General features: G+C 44.6%; 16 protein-coding genes. 11 read left to right on the top strand and 5 right to left on the bottom strand.

Annotated features, from left to right (window positions below):
- Position 1 precedes the first annotated feature (1 nt).
- The 4 genes from rplS (at position 2) to tyrA (ending at position 3400) form a co-directional block, all read left to right on the top strand.
- Entirely contained in the window at positions 2 to 361 is a 360-nt protein-coding gene (gene rplS, locus E0Z06_RS10715) for a 50S ribosomal protein L19 (RefSeq protein ID WP_132584546.1), read from the top strand.
- 57 nt (positions 362 to 418) lie between these two features.
- The gene (locus E0Z06_RS10710; protein ID WP_132584544.1) at positions 419 to 1030 is read left to right on the top strand and encodes a DNA-J related domain-containing protein; all 612 of its coding nucleotides are present in this window, start codon (positions 419 to 421) and stop codon (positions 1028 to 1030) included.
- Between the two features lie 176 nt (positions 1031 to 1206).
- Positions 1207 to 2265 (top strand): 3-deoxy-7-phosphoheptulonate synthase, encoded by a 1059-nt coding sequence (locus E0Z06_RS10705; protein WP_132584542.1) that lies wholly within the window; start codon positions 1207 to 1209, stop codon positions 2263 to 2265.
- Between the two features lies 1 nt (position 2266).
- Positions 2267 to 3400, top strand: coding sequence for a bifunctional chorismate mutase/prephenate dehydrogenase (tyrA, locus tag E0Z06_RS10700; RefSeq protein WP_132584540.1), 1134 nt, complete (start codon positions 2267 to 2269; stop codon positions 3398 to 3400).
- Positions 3401 to 3456: 56 nt separating this feature from the next.
- On the opposite strand, the gene E0Z06_RS10695 is transcribed toward tyrA, so the two are convergent.
- Positions 3457 to 4338 carry a TIGR00730 family Rossman fold protein gene (locus E0Z06_RS10695; RefSeq protein ID WP_132584538.1) on the bottom strand — a complete coding sequence of 294 codons (882 nt, stop codon included), beginning with the start codon at positions 4336 to 4338 and terminating at the stop codon, positions 3457 to 3459.
- An 87-nt stretch (positions 4339 to 4425) separates the two neighbouring features.
- Between E0Z06_RS10695 and E0Z06_RS10690 the strand changes: the two genes are divergently transcribed.
- Positions 4426 to 5832, top strand: coding sequence for an MBL fold metallo-hydrolase (locus tag E0Z06_RS10690; RefSeq protein WP_132584536.1), 1407 nt, complete (start codon positions 4426 to 4428; stop codon positions 5830 to 5832).
- Positions 5833 to 6060: 228 nt separating this feature from the next.
- Here E0Z06_RS10690 and E0Z06_RS10685 read toward each other — a convergent pair whose 3' ends face one another.
- Together E0Z06_RS10685 and E0Z06_RS10680 are read right to left on the bottom strand one after the other, a co-directional pair.
- Entirely contained in the window at positions 6061 to 7215 is a 1155-nt protein-coding gene (locus tag E0Z06_RS10685; protein WP_132584534.1) for a chorismate mutase, read from the bottom strand.
- Between the two features lie 184 nt (positions 7216 to 7399).
- Positions 7400 to 9745, bottom strand: a complete 2346-nt coding sequence (locus tag E0Z06_RS10680) for a penicillin acylase family protein (RefSeq protein WP_132584532.1) — start codon at positions 9743 to 9745, stop codon at positions 7400 to 7402.
- 55 nt (positions 9746 to 9800) lie between these two features.
- On the opposite strand from E0Z06_RS10680, the gene E0Z06_RS10675 reads away from it, so the two are divergent.
- Positions 9801 to 10448: a cytochrome b/b6 domain-containing protein gene (locus tag E0Z06_RS10675; protein ID WP_132584530.1), complete on the top strand. Its 648-nt coding sequence runs from the start codon at positions 9801 to 9803 to the stop codon at positions 10446 to 10448.
- Positions 10449 to 10468: 20 nt separating this feature from the next.
- Here E0Z06_RS10675 and E0Z06_RS10670 read toward each other — a convergent pair whose 3' ends face one another.
- Positions 10469 to 10918: a cytochrome c gene (locus E0Z06_RS10670; RefSeq protein ID WP_132584528.1), complete on the bottom strand. Its 450-nt coding sequence runs from the start codon at positions 10916 to 10918 to the stop codon at positions 10469 to 10471.
- 109 nt (positions 10919 to 11027) lie between these two features.
- Between E0Z06_RS10670 and E0Z06_RS10665 the strand changes: the two genes are divergently transcribed.
- The 4 genes from E0Z06_RS10665 (at position 11028) to E0Z06_RS10650 (ending at position 20180) form a co-directional block, all read left to right on the top strand.
- On the top strand, positions 11028 to 13985 hold the full coding sequence (locus E0Z06_RS10665) for an EAL domain-containing protein (protein ID WP_207903075.1): 2958 nt from the start codon (positions 11028 to 11030) through the stop codon (positions 13983 to 13985).
- 21 nt (positions 13986 to 14006) lie between these two features.
- The gene (locus E0Z06_RS10660) at positions 14007 to 17117 is read left to right on the top strand and encodes an amidohydrolase family protein (protein WP_132584526.1); all 3111 of its coding nucleotides are present in this window, start codon (positions 14007 to 14009) and stop codon (positions 17115 to 17117) included.
- A gap of 11 nt (positions 17118 to 17128) precedes the next feature.
- Positions 17129 to 18433, top strand: coding sequence for an amidohydrolase family protein (locus E0Z06_RS10655; RefSeq protein ID WP_132584524.1), 1305 nt, complete (start codon positions 17129 to 17131; stop codon positions 18431 to 18433).
- A gap of 64 nt (positions 18434 to 18497) precedes the next feature.
- Complete coding sequence (locus E0Z06_RS10650) at positions 18498 to 20180, top strand: M28 family metallopeptidase (protein WP_132584522.1); 1683 nt, start codon at positions 18498 to 18500, stop codon at positions 20178 to 20180.
- 112 nt (positions 20181 to 20292) lie between these two features.
- Here E0Z06_RS10650 and yciH read toward each other — a convergent pair whose 3' ends face one another.
- Positions 20293 to 20691, bottom strand: coding sequence for a stress response translation initiation inhibitor YciH (yciH, locus tag E0Z06_RS10645; RefSeq protein WP_132584520.1), 399 nt, complete (start codon positions 20689 to 20691; stop codon positions 20293 to 20295).
- A gap of 149 nt (positions 20692 to 20840) precedes the next feature.
- Between yciH and E0Z06_RS10640 the strand changes: the two genes are divergently transcribed.
- Positions 20841 to 21548, top strand: a complete 708-nt coding sequence (locus tag E0Z06_RS10640) for a histidine kinase (protein WP_243695494.1) — start codon at positions 20841 to 20843, stop codon at positions 21546 to 21548.
- Positions 21549 to 21573 lie beyond the last annotated feature (25 nt).

Genomic DNA, 21573 nt, shown 5'->3' with positions numbered 1-21573 from the left:
TATGAGCAAAGTTAGCCAAAACATTATCAAAATGCTTGAAGACGAGCAGTTAAAGAAAGACGTTCCTGCGTTTGCGCCGGGCGATACTGTAATCGTTCAAGTTAAAGTTAAAGAAGGTGATAAAACTCGTTTACAGGCATACGAAGGCGTTGTTATTGCTAAGCGCAACCGTGGTCTGCATTCTGCGTTCACTGTACGTAAGATCTCTAATGGCGAAGGTGTTGAGCGTGTATTCCAGACGCACAGTCCAATGGTAGACAGCATCACTGTTAAACGTCGTGGTGCAGTTCGCCGTGCTAAGCTTTACTATTTACGCGATCGTTCAGGTAGATCAGCGCGTATCCGCGAAAAGCTTAACTAAGCAATTCTTAAAAGGCCGACACTTGTCGGCCTTTTTTCTTTCTGGCATGGTGTCGCTATGACAATATCTAACGCGCCCTTAGCTGAATCTATTCTTACCCTGCTACAAGGTCAGTTACACAGCCTTATTTTGGCGCATCAACCAGAAAATAGCGTGATTGAAGAACAATATTTATTGCAACGGCTTGGGCTTAAATTACAAGCAGACGAAGTAATAAGTGCTGATCTTGCGCGGTTTCAGCAGCATTTTGTGCTGTATCATCTGCTATATCGTCTACAACATAGCCTAATACTAGAGCAACACGTCTATCTCAATATTGGCTTAGCCAAAGTGCAATGCTTAGCCATTACAGCTGCCCCTGAGCAACCAGCGGATGCTGGCCGACGTGCTTACTACCTTAATTGGCATAATTTTTATGCTATGACCGAGCAAATACTGGACCAGCAGCTGCAAGCATTTTGGCAGAATGTTAATCGTCAATCTTCTACTACTTATATACCAACGGCAGAGGCACTAAACCTGCTGGAACTTGATCTTAGTTTTAACCTACTTCAGCTAAAAAAGGCCTATCGGGTTAAAGCACTGCAGCTGCACCCTGATCGAGGTGGTGATCAACAGCAATTTATTTTGCTACGCCAAGCTTACCAGCAGCTATTGCAGAAATTTTAGTCGCATTTTGTATGTAATTGTGTACAAAAATATCTATAGCGAAAAAATGCCTTAATCTTGTTTTTAATAGCTTGCATTGGGTTGACGCGCTTTGCTTAGATCTTTATTATCGACATTTGTAATTTATTTAATACGATGTGTAATTTAAAGTTTACACTCGGTGTTGAGGTTGTGGTATGAGTAAAAGAGTAGACGATCTGCGCGTGGTGTCAGCAAAACCACTTAGCCCGCCGGCAGTACTAAAAAAGGTATTACCATTATCTGAACAGGGCGCGAAATTTGTGCAACTTGCTCGTCGCGATATTGCCAACATAGTGCATGGTCGTGATAAACGTTTACTGGTAGTTGCTGGCCCTTGTTCAATTCACGATCCAATTGCAGCTATTGAGTATGCGAAAAAGTTAAAGCAACTGCAGCTACAATATGCAGACAGCTTGTATATCGTGATGCGAGTGTATTTTGAAAAACCACGTACTACGGTAGGCTGGAAAGGCTTTATTAATGATCCACATTTAGATGATTCATTTGACTTAGAAACGGGGTTAACCTGGGGGCGAGAGCTGTTGTTAAAAATGGTTGAGCTAGAGTTACCAACGGCGACCGAAGCGCTAGACCCGATTAGCCCACAGTATTTATCTGACTTAATTAGCTGGTCTGCTATAGGTGCGCGTACAGTAGAGTCGCAAACTCACCGTGAAATGGCCAGTGGTTTATCTATGCCGGTTGGTTTTAAAAATGGCACCGACGGTAATTTAAATGTCGCTTTTAATGCTTTGCAGTCGGCGGCAAGTGGCCATAGCTTTATTGGTATAAATCAACGCGGGGAGGTGAGCTTAGTGCAAACGGCCGGTAACCCCGATGGCCATATTATTTTGCGCGGCGGTGTGACGCCAAATTACGATGAACAAAGTATTAGTGATGTCTTGGCTAAACTAGATAAGCTAAAATTACCACGTGGTATTGTGGTTGATTGTAGCCACGGCAATTCTAATAAAGATCATAACCGCCAAGGTGAAGTAGCATTAAATGTTATTGCTCAGCGTCAAGCGGGTAATGAGGCCATAATTGGTATTATGCTAGAAAGCCACCTTAATGCAGGACGGCAGGAGTTAACTAATGGCAAAGCAGAAAAATACGGTGTTTCAGTTACCGATGCCTGTATCGATTGGGACACCACTGCCGTGTTGCTAGCCAGCTTGCATCAAAAAATGCAACCCGTAGTAGTTGCAGCCTAACATGACTAAGCCAACAGCCCAGCAAGCCTTAGCGCCTTTACGCCAGCAAATAGATAGTATTGATAGCCAGTTAGTCGCACTACTGGCTGCGCGCGCTCAAGTTACTGCCCAGGTTGGCGTAGTGAAGCAACAATATGCGCTGCCGGTGTATGTGCCAGAGCGCGAGCAACAATTGCTTGCGGCAAGGCGGCAACAAGCGATGCAGCTTGGTGTATCTGCTGATCTTACTGAAGATATTCTGCGGCGTATAATGCGTGAATCATACCAAACCCAAGAAAGCGGTTTTGTTTGTTGCCGCAAAACTGGCGGCAAGGTGGTTATTGTCGGCGGAGGCGGCGCACTAGGTGCTCGGTTTGCTAGCTTATTTCAACGCTCTGGCTATCAGGTTGCAATATTAGAGCAGCAAGATTGGCCTAATGCTAAAGCAATTTGTGCTGATGCGGCGCTGGTGCTAATGGCAGTGCCAATTACCTTAACTGAGCAATTAATTAACCAGTTACCTGCTTTAGCTAAAGATTGTGTGTTGGCAGACATTACCAGTATTAAAGTTCAGCCGTTAAACGTGATGCTAAATAAGCACACTGGCCCCGTGCTTGGCTTGCACCCAATGTTTGGCGCTGATGTTACTAATTTAGTTAAGCAGGTGGTGGTGGTATGCCATGGCCAACACGCTGAGCAGTATCAATGGTTGCTAGAGCAGCTAAAAGTATGGGGAGCAGAGCTAACTGAAAAAGTTGCGCATGAGCACGATAGTGCCATGCAGCTTATTCAGGCAATGCGACACTTCTCGTCTTTAGCCTATGGTGTGCATTTGGCTGACGAAAAAGCAGACTTGCCAATGTTATTACAACTAAGTTCGCCAATATATCGATTAGAGCTTGCTATGGTTGGGCGTTTGTTCGCACAAAATGCTGAGCTATATGCCGATATTATGCTTTCATCTTCTGCGGTAGCGGCACTTTTACAGCGTTATCAGCAGCGTTTTAATGAACTGCTGCAGCTGTTAGAAAGCAAAGATAAAGCTGGCTTAATGGCACAGTTTGGCAAAGGGCAGCAATTTTTTGGTGAACTGGCTGAGCAATTTTTACAAGAAAGTAAACAGCTATTACAAAAAGCCGCTGATAGTCGAAGTTAAGCTAAAACATATAGTTAGCGTTAAGATCAGCGGCAGCGTTGCCAATATATGCGCGTTTACTTATTAAGTTTATAAAACTCAGTTATTTGTTGCCATGCATCTTCAGGGGTTTCTGCATACTGAATCAGGTTTATGTCTTCAGGGTTAATTAAACCTTCCTCTACCAACATGTCAAAATTGATTAAGCGCTGCCAAAATGCTTTATCGTATAAGATAACCGGTACCCGTTCGGCCTTTTTAGTTTGAATAAGGGTTAGCGTTTCAAACAGTTCATCTAGCGTACCAAAACCACCCGGAAAGGCTACTAGAGCGCGAGCTCGTTGTAAAAAGTGCATTTTACGAATAGCAAAATAATGAAACTGAAAACAAAACTCTGGTGTAATGTATGGGTTAGGTTGCTGTTCTTTTGGTAAAACAATGTTTAAACCAATACTCTTACCGCCGGCATTCATGGCACCGCGATTCGCTGCTTCCATAACGCCTGGGCCACCGCCACTAATAATCGTCATCGCACAATCGGTATTCGCACAACTAAACTGGGTAGCGAGCTCGGCAAATTTTTGTGACGCGCTATAATACTTACTGTTGCGTAATTGTTTTTCTGCAGCTCGCAGCGCGAGTTGGTTTTCTGCTGAATTATTTTGCGCTAAATGCTGTTTAGCTTTTATCACTTCTGTCTCGGCTTGCTCTGGAGCTAAAAAGCGAGCGCTACCAAATACCACGATGGTGGCATTAATATTATGGTGTTCTAACACCATCTGTGGCTTTAAATACTCAAGCTGCAAGCGGACATGGCGTAATTCGTCTTGTGTTAGAAAATCATTATCAGCAAAGGCTAAGCGGTAGGATGCATTGTCTTGCAACCGAGCTATAGCCTCAGCGGATTGTTTGGCAGAGGCTAGGTGGCGGTCGTGCAGTTGGTGTGGGTCTGAAGCCATGATACTCGGTTCCTTGATTGTTACAGGTTAAGCAAAAGAAAAAGTGATAATCTGTAGCCTAGATGGTTTGGTTAATAAGGATATAGTATGTCGTTATCTGCAACATTACAGTTTATTGGAGCGGCGCAACAAGTTACGGGATCTTGCTATCTTATCAAATTAGGTAACAAACAGATATTGCTCGATTGCGGTATGGTGCAGGGCGCAGACCAAATACGCGAGTGGCACAAGTTTCGTTTTGCATTTAAACCCAAAGATATCGACTTAGTTATTTTATCGCATGCACATATTGACCACAGCGGTTTGTTACCTTTATTAGTTGCCCGCGGTTTTGATGGCAAAATTATTTGTACGCCCGGCACGGCAGAATTACTCCCCGTTTTATTGAAAGACTCAGTGCATTTGTATTTAAAAGACTTGGAATGGCAAAACCGAAAAGCAGCAAGAGCAGGAAAGAAACTACAAGATCCCGTGCTCAGGTTGCAAGATGCAGAACGCGCAGTACAACTGTGTCAGCCAGTACCTTATAAAAAACGTGTTCTGCCTTTACCGGGCTTAGAGTTAGAGTTTGCAGATGCTGGGCATATTCTGGGTTCTGCCATTGTGCAACTGTGGCTTAAAGGTAATCAGGGTATGAGAAAACTGGTGTTTTCAGGTGACTTAGGTAATCCGTCAACGGTTTTAATGTACGACCCAGCTGAAATTGGTCAAGCCGATATAGTGTTAATGGAAAGCACCTATGGTAATCGAAATCATCAGGATCTTGATAGCTCGCTAGCAGAGTTAACCGCTGCTCTAGAGCAAGCGCATAAAGATGGCGGGAATGTGTTTATTCCGGCTTTTGCACTGGGCCGAACGCAAGAAATTTTATACTACCTTGCCTTATTACATCACCAAGGCCGGTTAAAACAACGCGTGGTATTTCTTGATAGCCCAATGGCGATTAGCATTACCGGTATTTATAATGAGTATTTACGTTGTTTAGAACAAAGTGATCTTGCAGCTATAGGCTTTAAACCTGGCATGCAGCTACAAGATTTATTGCCCATACTGCGTTTTACTGAAAGTGTTGAAGAGTCTATGGCTATAAATCGTGTAACCGAAGGCGCCATTGTTATCGCTGGTAGCGGTATGTGTAATGGCGGGCGCATCGTGCACCATTTAAAACACAACCTGTGGAAAAACTCTAATCACTTGATTTTTGTTGGTTTTCAAGCTCAGGGCACCTTAGGCCGACGTTTAGTTGATGGTGAGCGCCGAGTTAAGTTGTTTGGCCAAGATATTGTCGTTAAAGCCAAGGTGCATACTATTGGTGGCTTCTCGGCCCATGCTGATCAATCTGAATTAATAAGCTGGGTACAGGCAATAGGCGGGCAGCCGCGTATTTATTTGGTGCATGGTGAGTCTGAGGCGCAATTGGCATTACAAGCAAAATTAGCTGGGCTTAGCATTAACACGCAAATACCAGAAAAAGGCGATGTGATTGAGCTTTAGGGCGAGGCAGAACACAGTTACCCATGCTACCTGTTATGACGATAGAATATATGCAAGATATTGCGTCATTGTAGCAGTTTATTGAGCAGCAACAGCAAGATAAAGCCAATAGTATTGTAAAGTCGTTAATGGTCGTAACACAGGATAAAAAGCTGCAAGATGAGTTGCAAAAGCTGCTCTAGTGTTTGCACTGGGCCTAGGATCCTAGCTTAGGCCCTTATGGTTAAATTAGCCGATCTGTACTTGTGTTGGCTCTATATCTTCACTGGGGTAACAGCCAAGCACCTTAATAAACTTGGTAATTTTATTTAGCTCTTCTAAAGCGCGGGTCATGGCGTAGTCGTTTAAATTAGCAAATACATCGACGTAGAACATTTCTTCCCACGGGTTGCCATTAATGGGGCGTGATTCTAGCTTGCCCATGCTAATGCCGTGCTGCTTTAGCACAAGTAAAGCGTCGACTAAGGCACCGGGTTGCTGGCCGGTATACATAATAAAAGTGGTTTTTGCTGGCAGGGCTTTGGCAACCGTTACCGGTTTACGCGCTACGACAATAAATCGACTGACGTTATCTTTTTGGTTAGCAAGATCGCGCGTTAGCACCTGCAGACCATACAACTGGCCGCCTTCTTCGCCGCCAATAGCGACTATAGTTGGGTCTTGTTGTTGCTTAATGCGATTAAATGCATCTGATGAGCTGTCGCAATATTCAATTTTAATCTGTGATAAGCCTTGTAAATACTGGCTGCACTGGGCAATAACTTGTGGGTGCGCGCATACTTGACGAATTTTACTCAAATCGGTTGTCGGTAAACCAAGCAGGCAATGGGCAATCGGGTGGGTAAGTTCACCAACAATAGATAACCGAGTATGCTGCAAAATATCGTACACCTCGTTAATACTGCCGGACGAGGTGTTTTCTATTGGTAATACCGCATAGTCGGCATGACCGGTTTCTACTGCTTGCACTATATCGTTAAAGCTATCGCAACCGTGTTCAATAATATGCCCAGCACGACGGGTAAAATATTTTTGTGCTGCCCAGTAACTGTATGAACCCTGGCCACCAAGAAAAGCTACCCGCACGGTCGGTTCGTTGGTGCCATTAAGTTGGCCCTGAATTTTGGCTTGTTGTTGTAATACAGAGTCTTCAATAATAACGTGATATAACCGAGTAACGTACTGTGCATCCAGTGCTAAAGGTTTGCCTTGCTCTATCAATGATACCAGTAGCTCTTGCTCACGCTTTTGATCCCTAATCGGTTTGTTAGTGGCTAGTTTGGCGTCGGCTACTGCCAGCGCAAGTAGTCGACGCTGTGACAATAAACTCAGTAGTTGGCGGTCGATATCACTAATTGCTTGACGTATTTCATCCAGTTCCATGTTAATTATCTCTTGGTTTAAGCATTAAAAATAAGCAAAAAAAAACCTCCCATTATGGGAGGTTTTTAGGTTTTACTGCGCGCGCAGCTTACCGCCTCCCAAGTCGGGTGGTAAAGTTAAAAAAGCTGAGCGTAATAATTATTCGTTTCATAGCAGCTAACATAGTTGGTCTAGATGGCTAAAGTCAACCCTGAGGCGTTAACAACAGCTGGTATTTTTTCTCACCGGGTAAAAATGGCAGTGCCACTTCGTTTAGCCAATACTGATGATCTGCACGGTAAAAGGGTGATAACGGATGACCAGATTGCCCTGCAGGTATGGTTAAAATACCTTGCTGTTCTTGCCCAGGTGCTACCACCATACGCTCTGATTGGCCAAAACCAGGTAGTTGTACTCTAGGCATATGGCGATCGCCGTTCATTGGTGTTGCCGGCATATTTAACCAGTCGCCGAGTAACGGAATTGCTGATGCTAACGGATGATTAATTTTCGCCGGGTTAACTTGCCCCCATTGGCTGTGTTCTAAGTTGCCATATTGGTGCTCAAGCTCGGCTTTACTTTGTAGCACGGCGGCCAGCATGAGTTCCGACCAGCTGCTGTATGGTGCCGGCAGGGTATCGCTACGCTGCTGTTGTAACAGTTGCCACATGGGGGGTTCTAACGAGAACTTTAAATCTTGGCTGCGGGCATCATGTTGCTCAAGTAATGCCGACAGCGAGGCGAATTGCAGTTCTAATAATTGCTGACGAAAGGCGCGCACCAGTGTGTAACCCACTGCATCGGTGCTAGCATGAGTGCTGCTATTAACTACGTGCTGTCGATAGGCTTGTAGCTGATGTTGTGTAACTGCAGCAGGGTCTAACACTTGAAGTAACAGTTGTTGCCAGCGCTGAAGCATCAATGCCCGATTATCTAGCTGAATTTGATGCAGAGCATGTTCGTCGGCCTGTTGTAATTCGTCTAATCCTTGCTTAATTTGCCAACCTCTGGCGCCTAAATCATAGCCACCATTACCCATAAGAGTATAAGCTTCACCGCCAATCATTCTGGCATTGGCGGTCCATAGCCTGTCAGCATCGGTATACTGTGGTTGTAAATCAGCTTCCTGATAGCCAAGCCAACGCTCGGTGCCGCTACTCCAATCTTGTGCGGTATCAAAATCGGTTAGTTGCCTTACTGGAATAGGGCCAATTAGGCTCCAACCAATCTGACCAAGGTGGTCGGCAACTAATAGGTTTTGTACCGGTACACCAACAGAGGGCGCTAGCTTAAGTGCTTCGGCTACCGTATTGGTTTTCTCTAGTTGCAGTAGGTTAAAGTTTACTGCGATATCATCATGCGCTACCCAACGCAGGGCAAAAACGGGGCTATTGCCAAACTTTACCACTGGGCCCCATTGGGTTTCTGTAAGCTCAAGCGTCTGATCTGGCTGACCGGCAATTTTAATCGTTTCATACTGATAGGTTAGTGGTTGCCAACCGTCTGTGGTTAAATAGCGTTTGTTATCATCTGACAATTTTAAAGCAATTAAATCATGCCAATCGCCGGTGCTATTGGTAAAGCCCCAAGCTACTTTGCCATTTGAACCGGCTACTATCGCCGGAGTACCGGGTAAGGTTAAACCGGTAACAGTATGCAAATTTCCGTTTTCGCGCCAATTAAGTTGGGCCTTATACCAAGTGCTAGGTACGCGAATACCTAGATGCATATCGTCAGCTAAAATTGCACTGCCATGGCTAGTGAGGTTACCGGCAACGGCAAAGTTGTTACTACCAATATCGGCACTGTCCATAAGTGTGCATTGACGGCAGACATTACGTTGCTGGCGCAGTGCGGCTGGATATTCCGACTCCGGCATAGCTGTTGGTGCAACCACACTGCCATCCAGTGCGGCCTGCCAAATATCAGAATGCTGTTGTAAAAACTGATACCAGTCGCTAGGTAATGCCTGTTTTAGCACCGTCATTGCATAGTCATCGCGGCCTAGCTTGCTTTGTAAATCGAGGTACATGCTGTAGATCACTAAAAACGAATCGGCGGTGCGCCATGGTTCTGGGGTTTGTCCTAACAGGCTGTATTCAAAAGGTGGCAAGCTTAGTGATGCCAAGCCTTCATTAACGCCATTAGTATATGCGTTAAGCCGTTGTTGTTCATTAGCACTAAGTTGCGCTAACGCACGCTCTGCCCGAAAGCGAAAGCGATGTTGGCGCTGGGCTTTATCGGTATTAAGCGCGCGTTCGCCAAATAAGGCGGATAACTCACCTGCAGCATTACGACGTAAAATATCCATTTGAAAAAAACGCTCTTGCGCATGGGCAAAGCCTAAGGCAAACGCGGCATCAGTGCGATTAGCCGCATGAATGCTTAGGTAACCCAGAGCGTCGCGCTCTAAGCGCGCCGTATTATCAATGCTCGTTTTTTGCTCGCCGTCGTATACGGGTAAACTTAGCCGTAGTGCGCCATAAATTAGCGCGGCAAATAAGGCCAACAGCAAGGCTAGTGCGCTTAGAGTCCATTTCCACCAATTCATCTTTATGCTTCTCTAGTATAAAATCAAAAACTTAGCATAGCGGAGGCTAAAGGTAATGTCACAAAAAGTAAAAATATGGGATTTAGCAGTACGTTTTTTTCACTGGAGCCAGGTATTATTAATCGCTGGGCTTTGGTATACCGGCGAAGAAGGCATGATAGCGTTGCATCAACTGCTAGCCTATAGCCTAGCTGCATTGGTGGTATCGCGCCTTGTTTGGGGTGTGATAGGAAGTAGCACCGCGAAATTTAGTCGGTTTGCGACAACGCCAGTAACCGCTATTAATTATTTGCGTAAACCTTATCCGGTAACAGGGCATAACCCGGCTTCATTTTATATGATAGTGCTGCTTATTGTGCTGGTCGTGCTGCAATTACTCAGTGGTTTAGCAACACTTGATAATAATTATATTAATGATGGCCCGTTAGTTAGCCTATTACCTAATTACTGGGTTGAGCTGGCGTCTGATTTTCATAAAATGAATATTAATGTGTTATTGATTGCGGTGGCGGTGCATGTTGTTGCTGCACTGTGGCATAGCGCAAGGGTGCACAATGTAATTTGGCCTTTACTAACGGGAAAAGATAAGCTGGTAAACAAAGGTATTAAACTAAAAAATAGCGCCGCATTTTTTGTCTTATTCGTCTTTATGCTGGCGCTACTTTATTGGTGGCAAGGTAGTAAACTAATGGCACAGCTTTAAATTGTGCCATTTTTAGCTACTTATTCTTTATACTGATCGTGGCAGGCTTTGCAGTTACGGGCAAAGTTGCCAAAGGCTTTACGAACTTCCGCCTGATCGTTGCTATCTGCGGCCACTTTCAGTGTAGCCGCATCCGCAATGAGTTTTTCACTACGACTGGTGAAATCTGCCAAATTTTGCCAAATAGCCGCTTTCGCGTTACCGCCTTTATCTGCACCTGGCACGCTAAACGCTTCCCAAGGTAAGGTGGTTAACGTTGCTAGTGCGGTAGCGCGCTTGTTAACACGAGCGGCGTCGTAGTTTATTTCACCTTTTACCATAGCGGCAATATCACCCACGTTATGGCGAATAAGCTGAAAGGCTGCTTGACGGTATTCAATGCTATCTTCGGCATCGACAAAAGCGTTACCCGCTATTGCAGGTACTGATAACACAGCGAGACAAAGTAAGGCAGTTAGGGGCTTTTTCATTGATTCATTCTCTTTTGATGAAATTACATGCAATAATGGAAATAGGGTATCTTACCAGAAAGTAGAACCTTGCCAATAACCCTCTAGTTTTCGCAATTAGGCAGAGTGAGTGAAGGACGTTAATATAGCTAAATTACATGGAATGTATTCTTTAGGGCAAAAATTTGCACTAGTTGTGTTTTTGGCAATAGTTATTGCTGGTGTTGCTATTGGTTACGTTGCGCTTACGTTGCAAAAAAGTATGGTGCTTGAGCATCAGCAAGCCGTAGTTGAACAACAAACTAGAAGCTTTGCTCGGCAACTAAGCCACGATATTGCGCAAAAGCAGCAAAAAGCCATCACAGCAAATCTTGCAGTTACAAGAATATTGAGTGCGCAGCAGTTAAATAGCAAAAAACGCTTAAGCCCGTTAGTTGATGGTAGTGTACGGGTGCAAGATAACTTTTCTGCCGCCTTTATTTCCGCTGCTAATTATACTGAGCGCACTGCGGCGATGTTTGAGCGCACGGCAACATTATGGCAAGAATTATCGCCGTTGATGTTACACGACTTTTTTAATTTCTACTTTATTGCTAAAGAGCAATTTATCCGTATCTCGCCAGCGGACTGGGCTATGTCTGTTGATGTAACTCATGATTTTCACGCCGATAACTTTTATCAAATAGCCACACCAGAGAATAATCCGGTGCGCCAGCCACGCTGGACTCCGGTTTACTACGATGCTATTTGGCAAAAATGGATGACTAGCCTGATTATTCCGGTATATATCGATGACGAATTTGTTGGTGTTACCGGTACTGACTATGTGCTCAATGATCTTATTGATAAATTAGCGTTGGGTAATAGCTTACAACAAGGCCACGCTTTATTATTTGATGAAAATGGCGTGGTGTTCGGTGCGTTATTCCATAAGCAAGTGCAATCACCAGCGATAAAGGCGCCTGACAGTAGAATCCAACTCGAAAGTGCCAGCCTACAAGCCTACGCCACTCAGGTGAGCGCAAAGCCAAAACAGTTAAACCAAGCAGCAACGGTAGCTCCGGAATACTTGCTGTCTGCTGCGCCAATTAGTGGCCTTAATTGGTACGTCGCGGTATATAACGAAAAGAAACGGGCGTTAACGGCTTTACAGAGTTTTCGGCGCAATTTATTAATAACTTTTTTAATTGTCGCATTAGCGGTGGCGTTGGTGCTACAGCTGGTTGTGCATCAGTTTATACTTAAGCGATTAAATAGATTATCTGGCGCCATAAACCGCTTATCCCGTGGCGATTTGCAAAAAGTGGTGCTGGATAACAAACATGATGAAATAGGTTTGCTGAATCAGGCATTTGGTCGAATGTCGGAGGAAATTTCTGAGCTAGTTACTGGCCTTAATATTCGTATTGAAGAAAAAGAAGTTGCCGAGCACTCTGCTCGCAAGTTAAGTAAAGCCGTTTCATTTTCTAGTTCTGGCATCGTATTAACCGATGAGCGGCTTAACATTGAGTATATTAACCCTTTTTTAACTGAGATGATTGGCAGTAATAACGAACAATTGCAGCAGCCGTTGCATAGTTTGTTTGCTGATGAAATGCGCCACGTTAGTGAAGAAATTACTGGCACCATCAGCGCTCGACAGCATTGGCGCGGGGATATGCTATTACAGCACCAAGACCGCCAGTTATGGGTGTCGTTGGCTATTGCGCCAATTCGCGATGAAAAGGGCAGTATTACTAATTATGTTTGTGCAATGCAGGACATTTCTTTTATTAAGCAAAGCCAGAAAAAAATGGAACAACTGGCTTACTACGATGCACTTACTGGGTTAGCTAACCGAAGTTACTTTCGTGACCAATTGCGCAAAGCCATTGCCATGGCGCACCGTGGTTATTACAACTTTGCGTTATTGTATTTTGATTTAGATGAATTTAAGCGTATTAACGACACCTTGGGGCATGACGCCGGAGATGAGCTGCTTAAAGAGGTGTCAAACCGACTAATGGCGAGGCTGCGTGAAGAGGATACTATCGCGCGCTTAGGTGGTGATGAATTTGCGGTAATATTAAGTGGTATCAAAGACAGAGCCCAAGCATCAGCCATAGCGGCTAATTTACAGCAAGCCTTTAGTACACCGGTAAAGTTGGGCCAGCACGAGGTTTCTATCAGTGCCAGCATTGGTATTACTATTGCCCCTGAAGATGCATCAGAAGAAGAATTACTGTTAAAGCATGCCGATTTAGCGATGTACGAAGCTAAAGCGCGTGGTAAAAACACTTTTCATTTTTTCAGCCAAGATTTAAATGATGCGGCAAACGAACGGCTATTAATAGAAAATAAACTACGTGAAGCCATTCGCGAACAACAGTTTTTATTGTACTACCAACCGAAAATTGATATTCGTAACAATAGTATTACTGGTTATGAAGCCTTATTACGTTGGCTAACACCCGATAATATTTTAATACCACCGCTACGTTTTATTTCTGTAGCGGAAAGTACCGGCTTAATAGTACAAATTGGTGAATGGATAATTTGGGAGGGTTGTCGCTTTTTAACACGACAGCATAGCCGTGGCCATAATGTCACCTTGTCGATTAATCTGTCAGCGCGCCAGTTTAATGATGATAACTTACCTGAAATTATTGAACGGATTTTAATTCGTACCGGTGCAAACCCAGCCAGTATTACCTTTGAAATTACCGAAAGTATGCTAATGGGTGATACCGATGCGGCTATTAACCAATTAAATCAGTTAAAGCGTCTCGGTGTGTCTTTATCTATTGATGACTTTGGTACAGGCTATTCCTCGCTTAGTTATTTAAAGCGTTTTCCGGTAGATGAGCTAAAAATAGATCGCTCGTTTGTCAAAGATATTCCGGATGATCGTAACGACATGAATATTGTGGCGGCGATTATTGCCATGGCACAGAAGATGAATCTTCGTGTTGTGGCTGAAGGAGTTGAAACGGCAGAACAAGTCGAATTTTTAAGAAGAAATGCTTGCTACCAGGTTCAGGGCTACTATTTTAGTACGCCATTGGCTGAGCAAGAGCTTGGTCGTCTGAACTACGTTATTAACAGATAATTCTTAATCCAGGAATAAGTTATGACCTCAGAGCGTTTGTCGCTGTTAAGCGCCGCGCTGATTAGTGCTTTTGCCGCTAGCAGCCACGCCGACCAGACCACACCCACACAAGGTATTGTTGATAAAACCCCTAACCTGATTGCGCTTACTGGCGCTACTGTTTATACCGAACCAGGCAAAAAGCTTAGCAATGCTACCGTGCTTATTGCGGACGGTCGTATTAGCGCAGTGGGTACCAAGATATCAGTGCCAGCCGGCTATCAAACTATTGATGCTAGCCGTTACACCCTATACCCAGGTTTTATTGACCCTTACACCCAATATGGTATTAAACCTGCAGAGCGTTCAGCACCGGGTAGTTACCGTGATGCGCCGGTGTATAAAAATGACCGTAAAGGTGGCAACGCCAGTAATGGTGCTATTCATGCCCAACAGCAGTGGGTATCAGAATTTAAACCTGATAGTAAAGCGGCAGCAGAGCTACGCAAATTAGGCTTTACTACCGCCCAGTCTGCGCGTTTTGACGGTATCTTTCGTGGTCAGGCGTTTGTTAGCTCATTAGGTGATGGCATCGCCAATGAGTTAGTATTAAAGGCTAATGGTCCGCAGTTTATGGCCTTTAGTAAAGGCACCTCAAAGCAAAGCTACCCTTCATCGTTAATGGGCAGTATTGCACTTATTCGCCAAACACTAAGCGATGCCAACTGGTATAACGGCGCTTATGGTAAAACTGACACGCGTTATTTTAACTCGCCAATCGAGTTTAATGCGGCGTTACAAAATTTAAGTCATATTGATCAGTCAGGTGCAATTTTTGAAACCTCAGACGACAAATCATTACTACGTGCGCATCAGTTACTGAGTGAGTTCAAACTAACTAATGCAGTAATAGTAGGTTCGGGTTTTGAATATGTGCGCCGTGATGAAATAAAAGCCACTGGCCGTAGCATTATACTGCCGTTGAATTTCCCAGCTGCGCCATCTGTTGAGCAAGTTGCTGATCAAGTCGACGTTAGTTTAGCGGATTTACGTCATTGGGAGCGTGCACCAGCTAACCCGGGCGAGCTAGCAAAGGCGGGTATTCCTTTTGCTTTAACTACCTTTAAACTAAAAGATACCAAGCAATTTTGGCCTAACTTACGTAAAGCGGTTAAATACGGTTTATCGGCTGATAAAGCCTTGGCCGCTCTAACTACTGAACCTGCGCGTATCGCGGGTGTTGCCGATAGGTTAGGTAAAATTGCTCCAGGTTATCAGGCAGACCTAGTACTGGCTGATGGTGACTTATTTACCGATGGTGCCATAGTCGCAACCTGGATCCGCGGGCGGCAGCATCTTATTACTGCGGTTAATCCGGTTAGTTTTGCTGGCGAATACCAGCTTAATATCGCAGGAAAGGCCGTTACTATTAAACTAGACGGTAGTGGCGATAAGCTAGCTGGCAATGCCAAGTTAGTATCAGCAGCAGATACTAAGGGCGTTAAATTAGACAATGTTACTGCCGCACAGCAATTATTGCAGTTCAATGTTAATTTAGCCGAACTAACGGGTGATAAGCAGATTGCGCAATTTAGCGGTCAATTAGTTGATAACAACTTAACCGGTAAATGGCAGCTATCAGGCCGCACTGAAACGGTAACTGCGCAGCGCCAAGCTACTGATAAAAAATCAGAAGCAGCCAAGGTAGCAAACGTTGACACGACGATGTTATCGCAACTTACTTTCCCTAACCGTGCTTATGGTTTGCCAGCTAAGGCGAAACAACAAAACGTGCATATAAAAAATGCTACGGTTTGGACGGCAGAAAAAGAGGGCGTGTTAGAAAATAGCGACGTTATTGTACGCAACGGTAAATTCGACAAAATAGGTAAAAACCTTGCTACGCCAAGTGGTTTTGACGTTATCGATGCTAAAGGCATGCACTTAACGCCAGGGATCATTGATGAGCACTCGCACGTAGCTATTGAAGCTGGCGTAAACGAGGGCACCGACTCGGTTACCTCAGAAGTGCATATTGGTGATGTACTAAACCCAGAAGATATTAACTTGTATCGTGGTTTAGCTGGCGGTACTACTACTGCACAGTTATTACATGGTAGTGCCAACGCTATTGGCGGCATGGCGCAAGTTGTGCAATTTCGCTGGGGTGAGTCGGCTGATGGCTTAAAAATGAAAGCGGCACCACCAAGTATCAAATTTGCTTTGGGTGAAAACGTTAAACAGTCTAACTGGGGTGACTCTTTTACCTCACGTTACCCGCAAACGCGTATGGGTGTTGAAACCACAGTGCGTGATGCTTTCCAAGCAGCTAAAGAATATAAAGCGACTTGGGCTGAATATAACAAGCTGTCAAAACGTCAGCGTGATGATGTAGCGCCACCGCGCACTGATTATCGCCTGCAGACGTTAGTTGAAATACTAGATAAAAAGCGCTTTATTCATACTCACTCATACGTGGCATCGGAAATATTAATGCTAATGGATGTTGCCGAAGAGATGGGCTTTAACATCACTACTTTTACGCATATTTTAGAAGGCTATAAAGTTGCTAAAGAAATGAAGGCACACGGTGCTAGCGCATCTACCTTCGCTGATTGGTGGGCGTATAAAATGGAAGTGCAAGATGCCATTCCAACTAACGCCTGTTTAATGGCTAAAGAAGGTGTGTTGGTTAGTATTAACTCTGACGATGCCGGTTTGCAGCGCCGTTTAAACCAAGAAGCCGCAAAATCAGTAATGTACTGTGGTATGGACCAACATGATGCCCTGAAAATGGTTACCATTAATCCAGCAATACAGCTGAAAATAGACGGGGTTACTGGTTCTATTAAGCAAGGCAAACAAGCTGACTTCGTGTTGTGGAATACCAACCCATTGTCAGTATATAGCCAAGCGCAGCAAACCTGGATTGCCGGTACTAAGTACTTTGATATCAACACCGACAAACAGCTTCAGCAAAACTTAGAGGCAGAAAAGGCCGCGCTAGTGCAAAAAGTGCTTGGAGCCGATGACTCTGCAAAAGCCGGTGACAAAGACGCTTATAAGCAGGATGAGCCAGAATGGCACTGTGAAGATCAGGGTGACTGGTGGAACATTACCACTCACATCCATGCTAACGGCCGTGCACACTAAGGAGCAGCAGAATGAAATTATCTAATACCTGTTTAAGTCTGATTGTTGCCTTAGCTGGCAGCATTAGTGCAGGGCAAAGCTTAGCAAACGATATGGTGCCAGCAAAAGCGGCAACCGGACCGTTATTATTAACTGGTGTTACCTTGCACACGGTAACTGCTGGTGTTAGCAGCAATACTGATTTGTTAATAGTTGATGGTAAAATTGCGGCTATTGGCCAAGGTTTAACTGTACCAGAGGGCGCTACTGTATTGGCACTTGATGGCAAGCATGTTTATCCAGGTCTTATCGCACTGGCTAACCAACTCGGTTTAACTGAAATTGATGCGGTACGCTCAACTGACGATACTAACGAAGTAACGCAAACTAACCCTGATATTCGGGCGAAAGTGGCTTATAACGCTGATTCTGAAGTTATTCCAACTATTCGCAGCAATGGTTTTGCTTATGCGATGGTGTATCCATCGGGCAGCATGTTAATGGGCCAGTCAAGTTTAATGCAGCTAGATGCCTGGAACTACCAAGATGCTGTGGTTGCTGATGGTACGGGGTTGCATGTGCGCTGGCCTAATGCTGATAGCTTAGGCTCACGCTGGAACCCAAAACCGGCCGACGAAGTGCGTAAAGCCAATGCAGCACAGTTAGAAAAACTACAGCAGCATTTTAAATCAGCTAAAGCTTACTTTGATGCGGAACAAGCCGGATTAAACAAAGGCATAGACTCGCGTTGGCAAGCCATGTTGCCCGTGTTTAAAGGTGAGCGACCGTTGTTTGTTCACGCCGATGATGCACGGCAAATTCGCCAAGCCATGCTATTAGCCAAAGAATATGGCGTGAAGCTAAATATTGTTGGTGGGCGTGATAGCTGGCGTATGGCGGATGAACTGGCCGCAGCCAAGGTGGCGGTAATTTATACTGCGCCCTATGGTTTACCAACCCGCGGTGACGAAAATTATAGCCAAGCCTTTATTACGCCAAAAGTATTACAAGATGCCGGTGTTGAGTATGCCTTGTCACTCGATGGCTATTGGGATACCCGTAACGTGGTGTTTGCGGCAGGTCAGGCCATTAGTTTTGGTTTAACTCCAGAGCAAGCGTTACGTTCTGTTACCATTAATGCTGCGAAAATTGCGGGTGTTGCTGATAAAATAGGTAGCATTGAGGTAGGCAAAGCTGCCAGCCTAGTGGTATCTGACGGTGATATTTTCGATTATCTGGGCCACAAGGTTACCCATTTGTGGATCGATGGTAGGGCGGTTGACTTAAATAACCACCACAAGCAAATGCACGATAAATACCAGCAGCGCATTAACTAAGCGCTCCGCTTAAGTATAAAACCAGTGCCAGCCTATGCTGGCACTGCTATTTTAAGGACGTTAAATGAAGCTAAAACTTATTGCCACCGCACTAACATTAAGTGCGTTAACGGGGTGCGTTGGCACCGCATCACAAACTTCAGCGGTGTTAGCACCCGCTGCGAATGCACAAGCAATAGAAGCGCATATGCAGTTTTTGTCTGCCGATGCGTTGGCTGGGCGTGACACGGGCAGCAAAGAACATGAAATTGCTGCGATATATATTGCCACGCAGCTGCAAGCCTTGGGCCTTAAACCGGCCGGCGAAAATGACAGTTATTACCAGCGTGTACCTATGCGTAAAGCGCGTTTAGCCGCCAATAGCGCAAAATTTACGCTACATGTTGATGGCAAAAATACTGAGCTAAGTTACCCGAAAGCTTTTTTTACCGGGCCTAATATGCAGCATGCGGCCACCGATGTTACTGCGCCTTTAGTGTTTGCTGGTTACGGCATGGTATCAGACGAATTTAGTATTAACGATTATGCTGGCTTAGATGTTAAGGGCAAAATTGTCGTTATTCTTGCGGGCCGCCCAGATAGTTTACCTAGCGAAGAAGCGGCACATTTAAATAGTTTAAAAACTAAATTGGCCGCTGAGCGCGGTGCGGTAGGTGTTATTACCGTGCACACACCCATTCAAGAAAAAACGCGGCCGTACGCGACTAGCTTGTTGTATTTAAATACGCCTAGCATGCAGTGGTTAAATGCCGATGGTGTACCCGCTGATAATTATCCTAACTTAAAAGCTGGTGCCTATATGCATCCTGACGCGGCAGCGGCATTGTTTGCTAAAGCGCCAGTATCGCTAGTCGATATTTTTACTCAGTTAGATAATAAACACAGCCCGAAAGGTTTTGATTTAGGAGTATCAGCATCACTAAGCCGTAAATCTAACTATGAGCAAATATCTAGCCCTAACGTAATTGCCGTATTGCCGGGGTCAGATCCCATATTAAAAGACGAATATGTGGTTATTACTGCCCACTCTGACCATATTGGCTTAAGCAACGATTTACGCAGCGACGATAAAATAAACAATGGTGCAATGGATAACGCCGCCGGTGTATCTATTTTATTAGAAACCGCACGCTTATTTGCACAGTTACCAGAGGCGCCTAAACGTTCTATTTTATTTGTTGTGGTAACGGGTGAAGAAAAGGGTTTATTAGGTGCAGATTACTTTGCCAACCACCCAACCCGGCCAATTGAAAAGTTAGTCGCTAACGTTAATTTAGATATGCCAGTATTGCTGTACCCCTTTGCTGACATGATTGCGTTTGGAGCTAACCATTCGTCATTAGGTAATGTGGTAAAACAGGCTGCAGCTAAAGAAGGCATTGCGTTAAGTGCTGATCCAATGCCAGAGCAAGCAATTTTTACGCGCTCAGATCACTATACTTTGGTGAAAAAAGGCATCCCCGCCGTATTCCTAATGACAGGCTTTAAATCGCAAGATCCAAAGCAAGACGGTGGACAAATTTGGGGTAGTTTCTTTGCTAAGCATTATCATAAGCCATCGGATGACATTCCAAGTCTAACCAAAGAATATGGGCCAATTCGTTATGATGCAGGCGCAGTATTTACCAATATTAACTTTAATATTGCCCTAGATATCGCTAACACTAAACAGCGCCCCTATTGGTTGAAAGACAGCTTTTTTAATAAAGTGTTTGGTCAGCCGTATAACCGTGAAGCGATAAAGTAGCCTTCAAATTGCACTGATAATAGATAAAGAGAATCGACTTACCCTAAACCAACCGTTGACGGCGTGTTGGTGTGGGTAAGCCGGTTCGTTTTCAAGCACCAAGGCGCTGGTATCAACCTCCGGCCCATTTGGTTTTGAAGCCCTCGGCTTGCAATAACTGCTCAACTAACTCGCGTTTATCGCCTTGTATTTCAATTACGCCATCTTTTACTGCACCGCCGCAGGCACACTTTTTTTTCAGTTTGGCGGCAAGCCGCTCTAATTCATCCGCTGTTTTTGCAATACCGCTAATGGTTAACACCGCTTTACCGCCACGGCCTTTAGTTTCTCGACGAATGCGCACTGCGCCATCTTCATAATTTTGTCCAACAACTTTGTCGCTGGGTTTATTGTTAATGCGACCCGTCGCGGTGCTAAATACCAAGTTAGGGTCATCTTTTAGCGTAGTGGTATTGCCGCTCGGATTAAGTTTTGCTTGCCAGTCAGCCAGTGAAATTTTATTTGATGCCATAAAAATAGTGCAGGTTACGTTACAGTAGTGTCAGCTTAATGGTCCATGCCGGTTGGGGCAACAATTAGTGTTCAATTAGCCGCGCCTGCTTGGTTTTTTAATGGCTTCTGGTAAAATGCTTACTAAATTTAGAAATCTGGATGGCTATAATGATGCACGTTTCTGTACCAACATCGATATCTGTTTCTGACTATCTTCAGCGCTCCGGTTTAGTAGCCCAGTATGGTGATTTATCACCACAGGTACATGCAATATTAGTAACACTGCGCAGCTACTTGCAGTGTGTTGCTGCACCCAAAGTACAATGGCAGTATCAAGTTCCAGAGTTAGGTGAGGGGGGCGCGTGTTCACTATTTGGTGAACTAACTGATACGCCTTATGACTTAAGCCCTATCTTAGGTGGGCAAACTGAAACAAACCTCATTGCGTTGCAACAATTAACTAAAATAGTCACGTTTTATCGTGAGAATTCAGGTTTAGATTGGTTTGGTATTTATCAGGCTAGGCCTAATGTTGATGCACAGCAGGTATTGGTGAAATTAGCCTATTACGGTGCGCCATCACGTGCAGAGTTTCCGTTAACGGCGGAATTTGCTAAAGCCAGCAATAACAGCAGCGTAGGTTTAAGTGGTCGCGCAAAGGTGATTAACGATGTTGCGGTGTATTTAGGCACTGGCGGCGAATATTATACCTGCGATCCTAAGGTACAAGCTGAAGCGTGTTTGCCTCTGTTTGACCAATCAGGCAAAATAGTCGGCATTGTTGATGCTGAAGATTTTAATAAACACGTATTCACTGCTGATGCTATGGCACTGTTGGTTGCGGTATGTTTAACCATACCGGCATACTTGCCATAAGCGCAGTCTTTTTCATGTAACTTTA

The organism is Rheinheimera sp. D18 (genome assembly GCF_004345025.1).
GTDB classification, from domain to species: Bacteria; Pseudomonadota; Gammaproteobacteria; order Enterobacterales; family Alteromonadaceae; genus Alishewanella; species Alishewanella metallidurans.
This window is presented reverse-complemented; position numbering and strand designations above follow the sequence as displayed.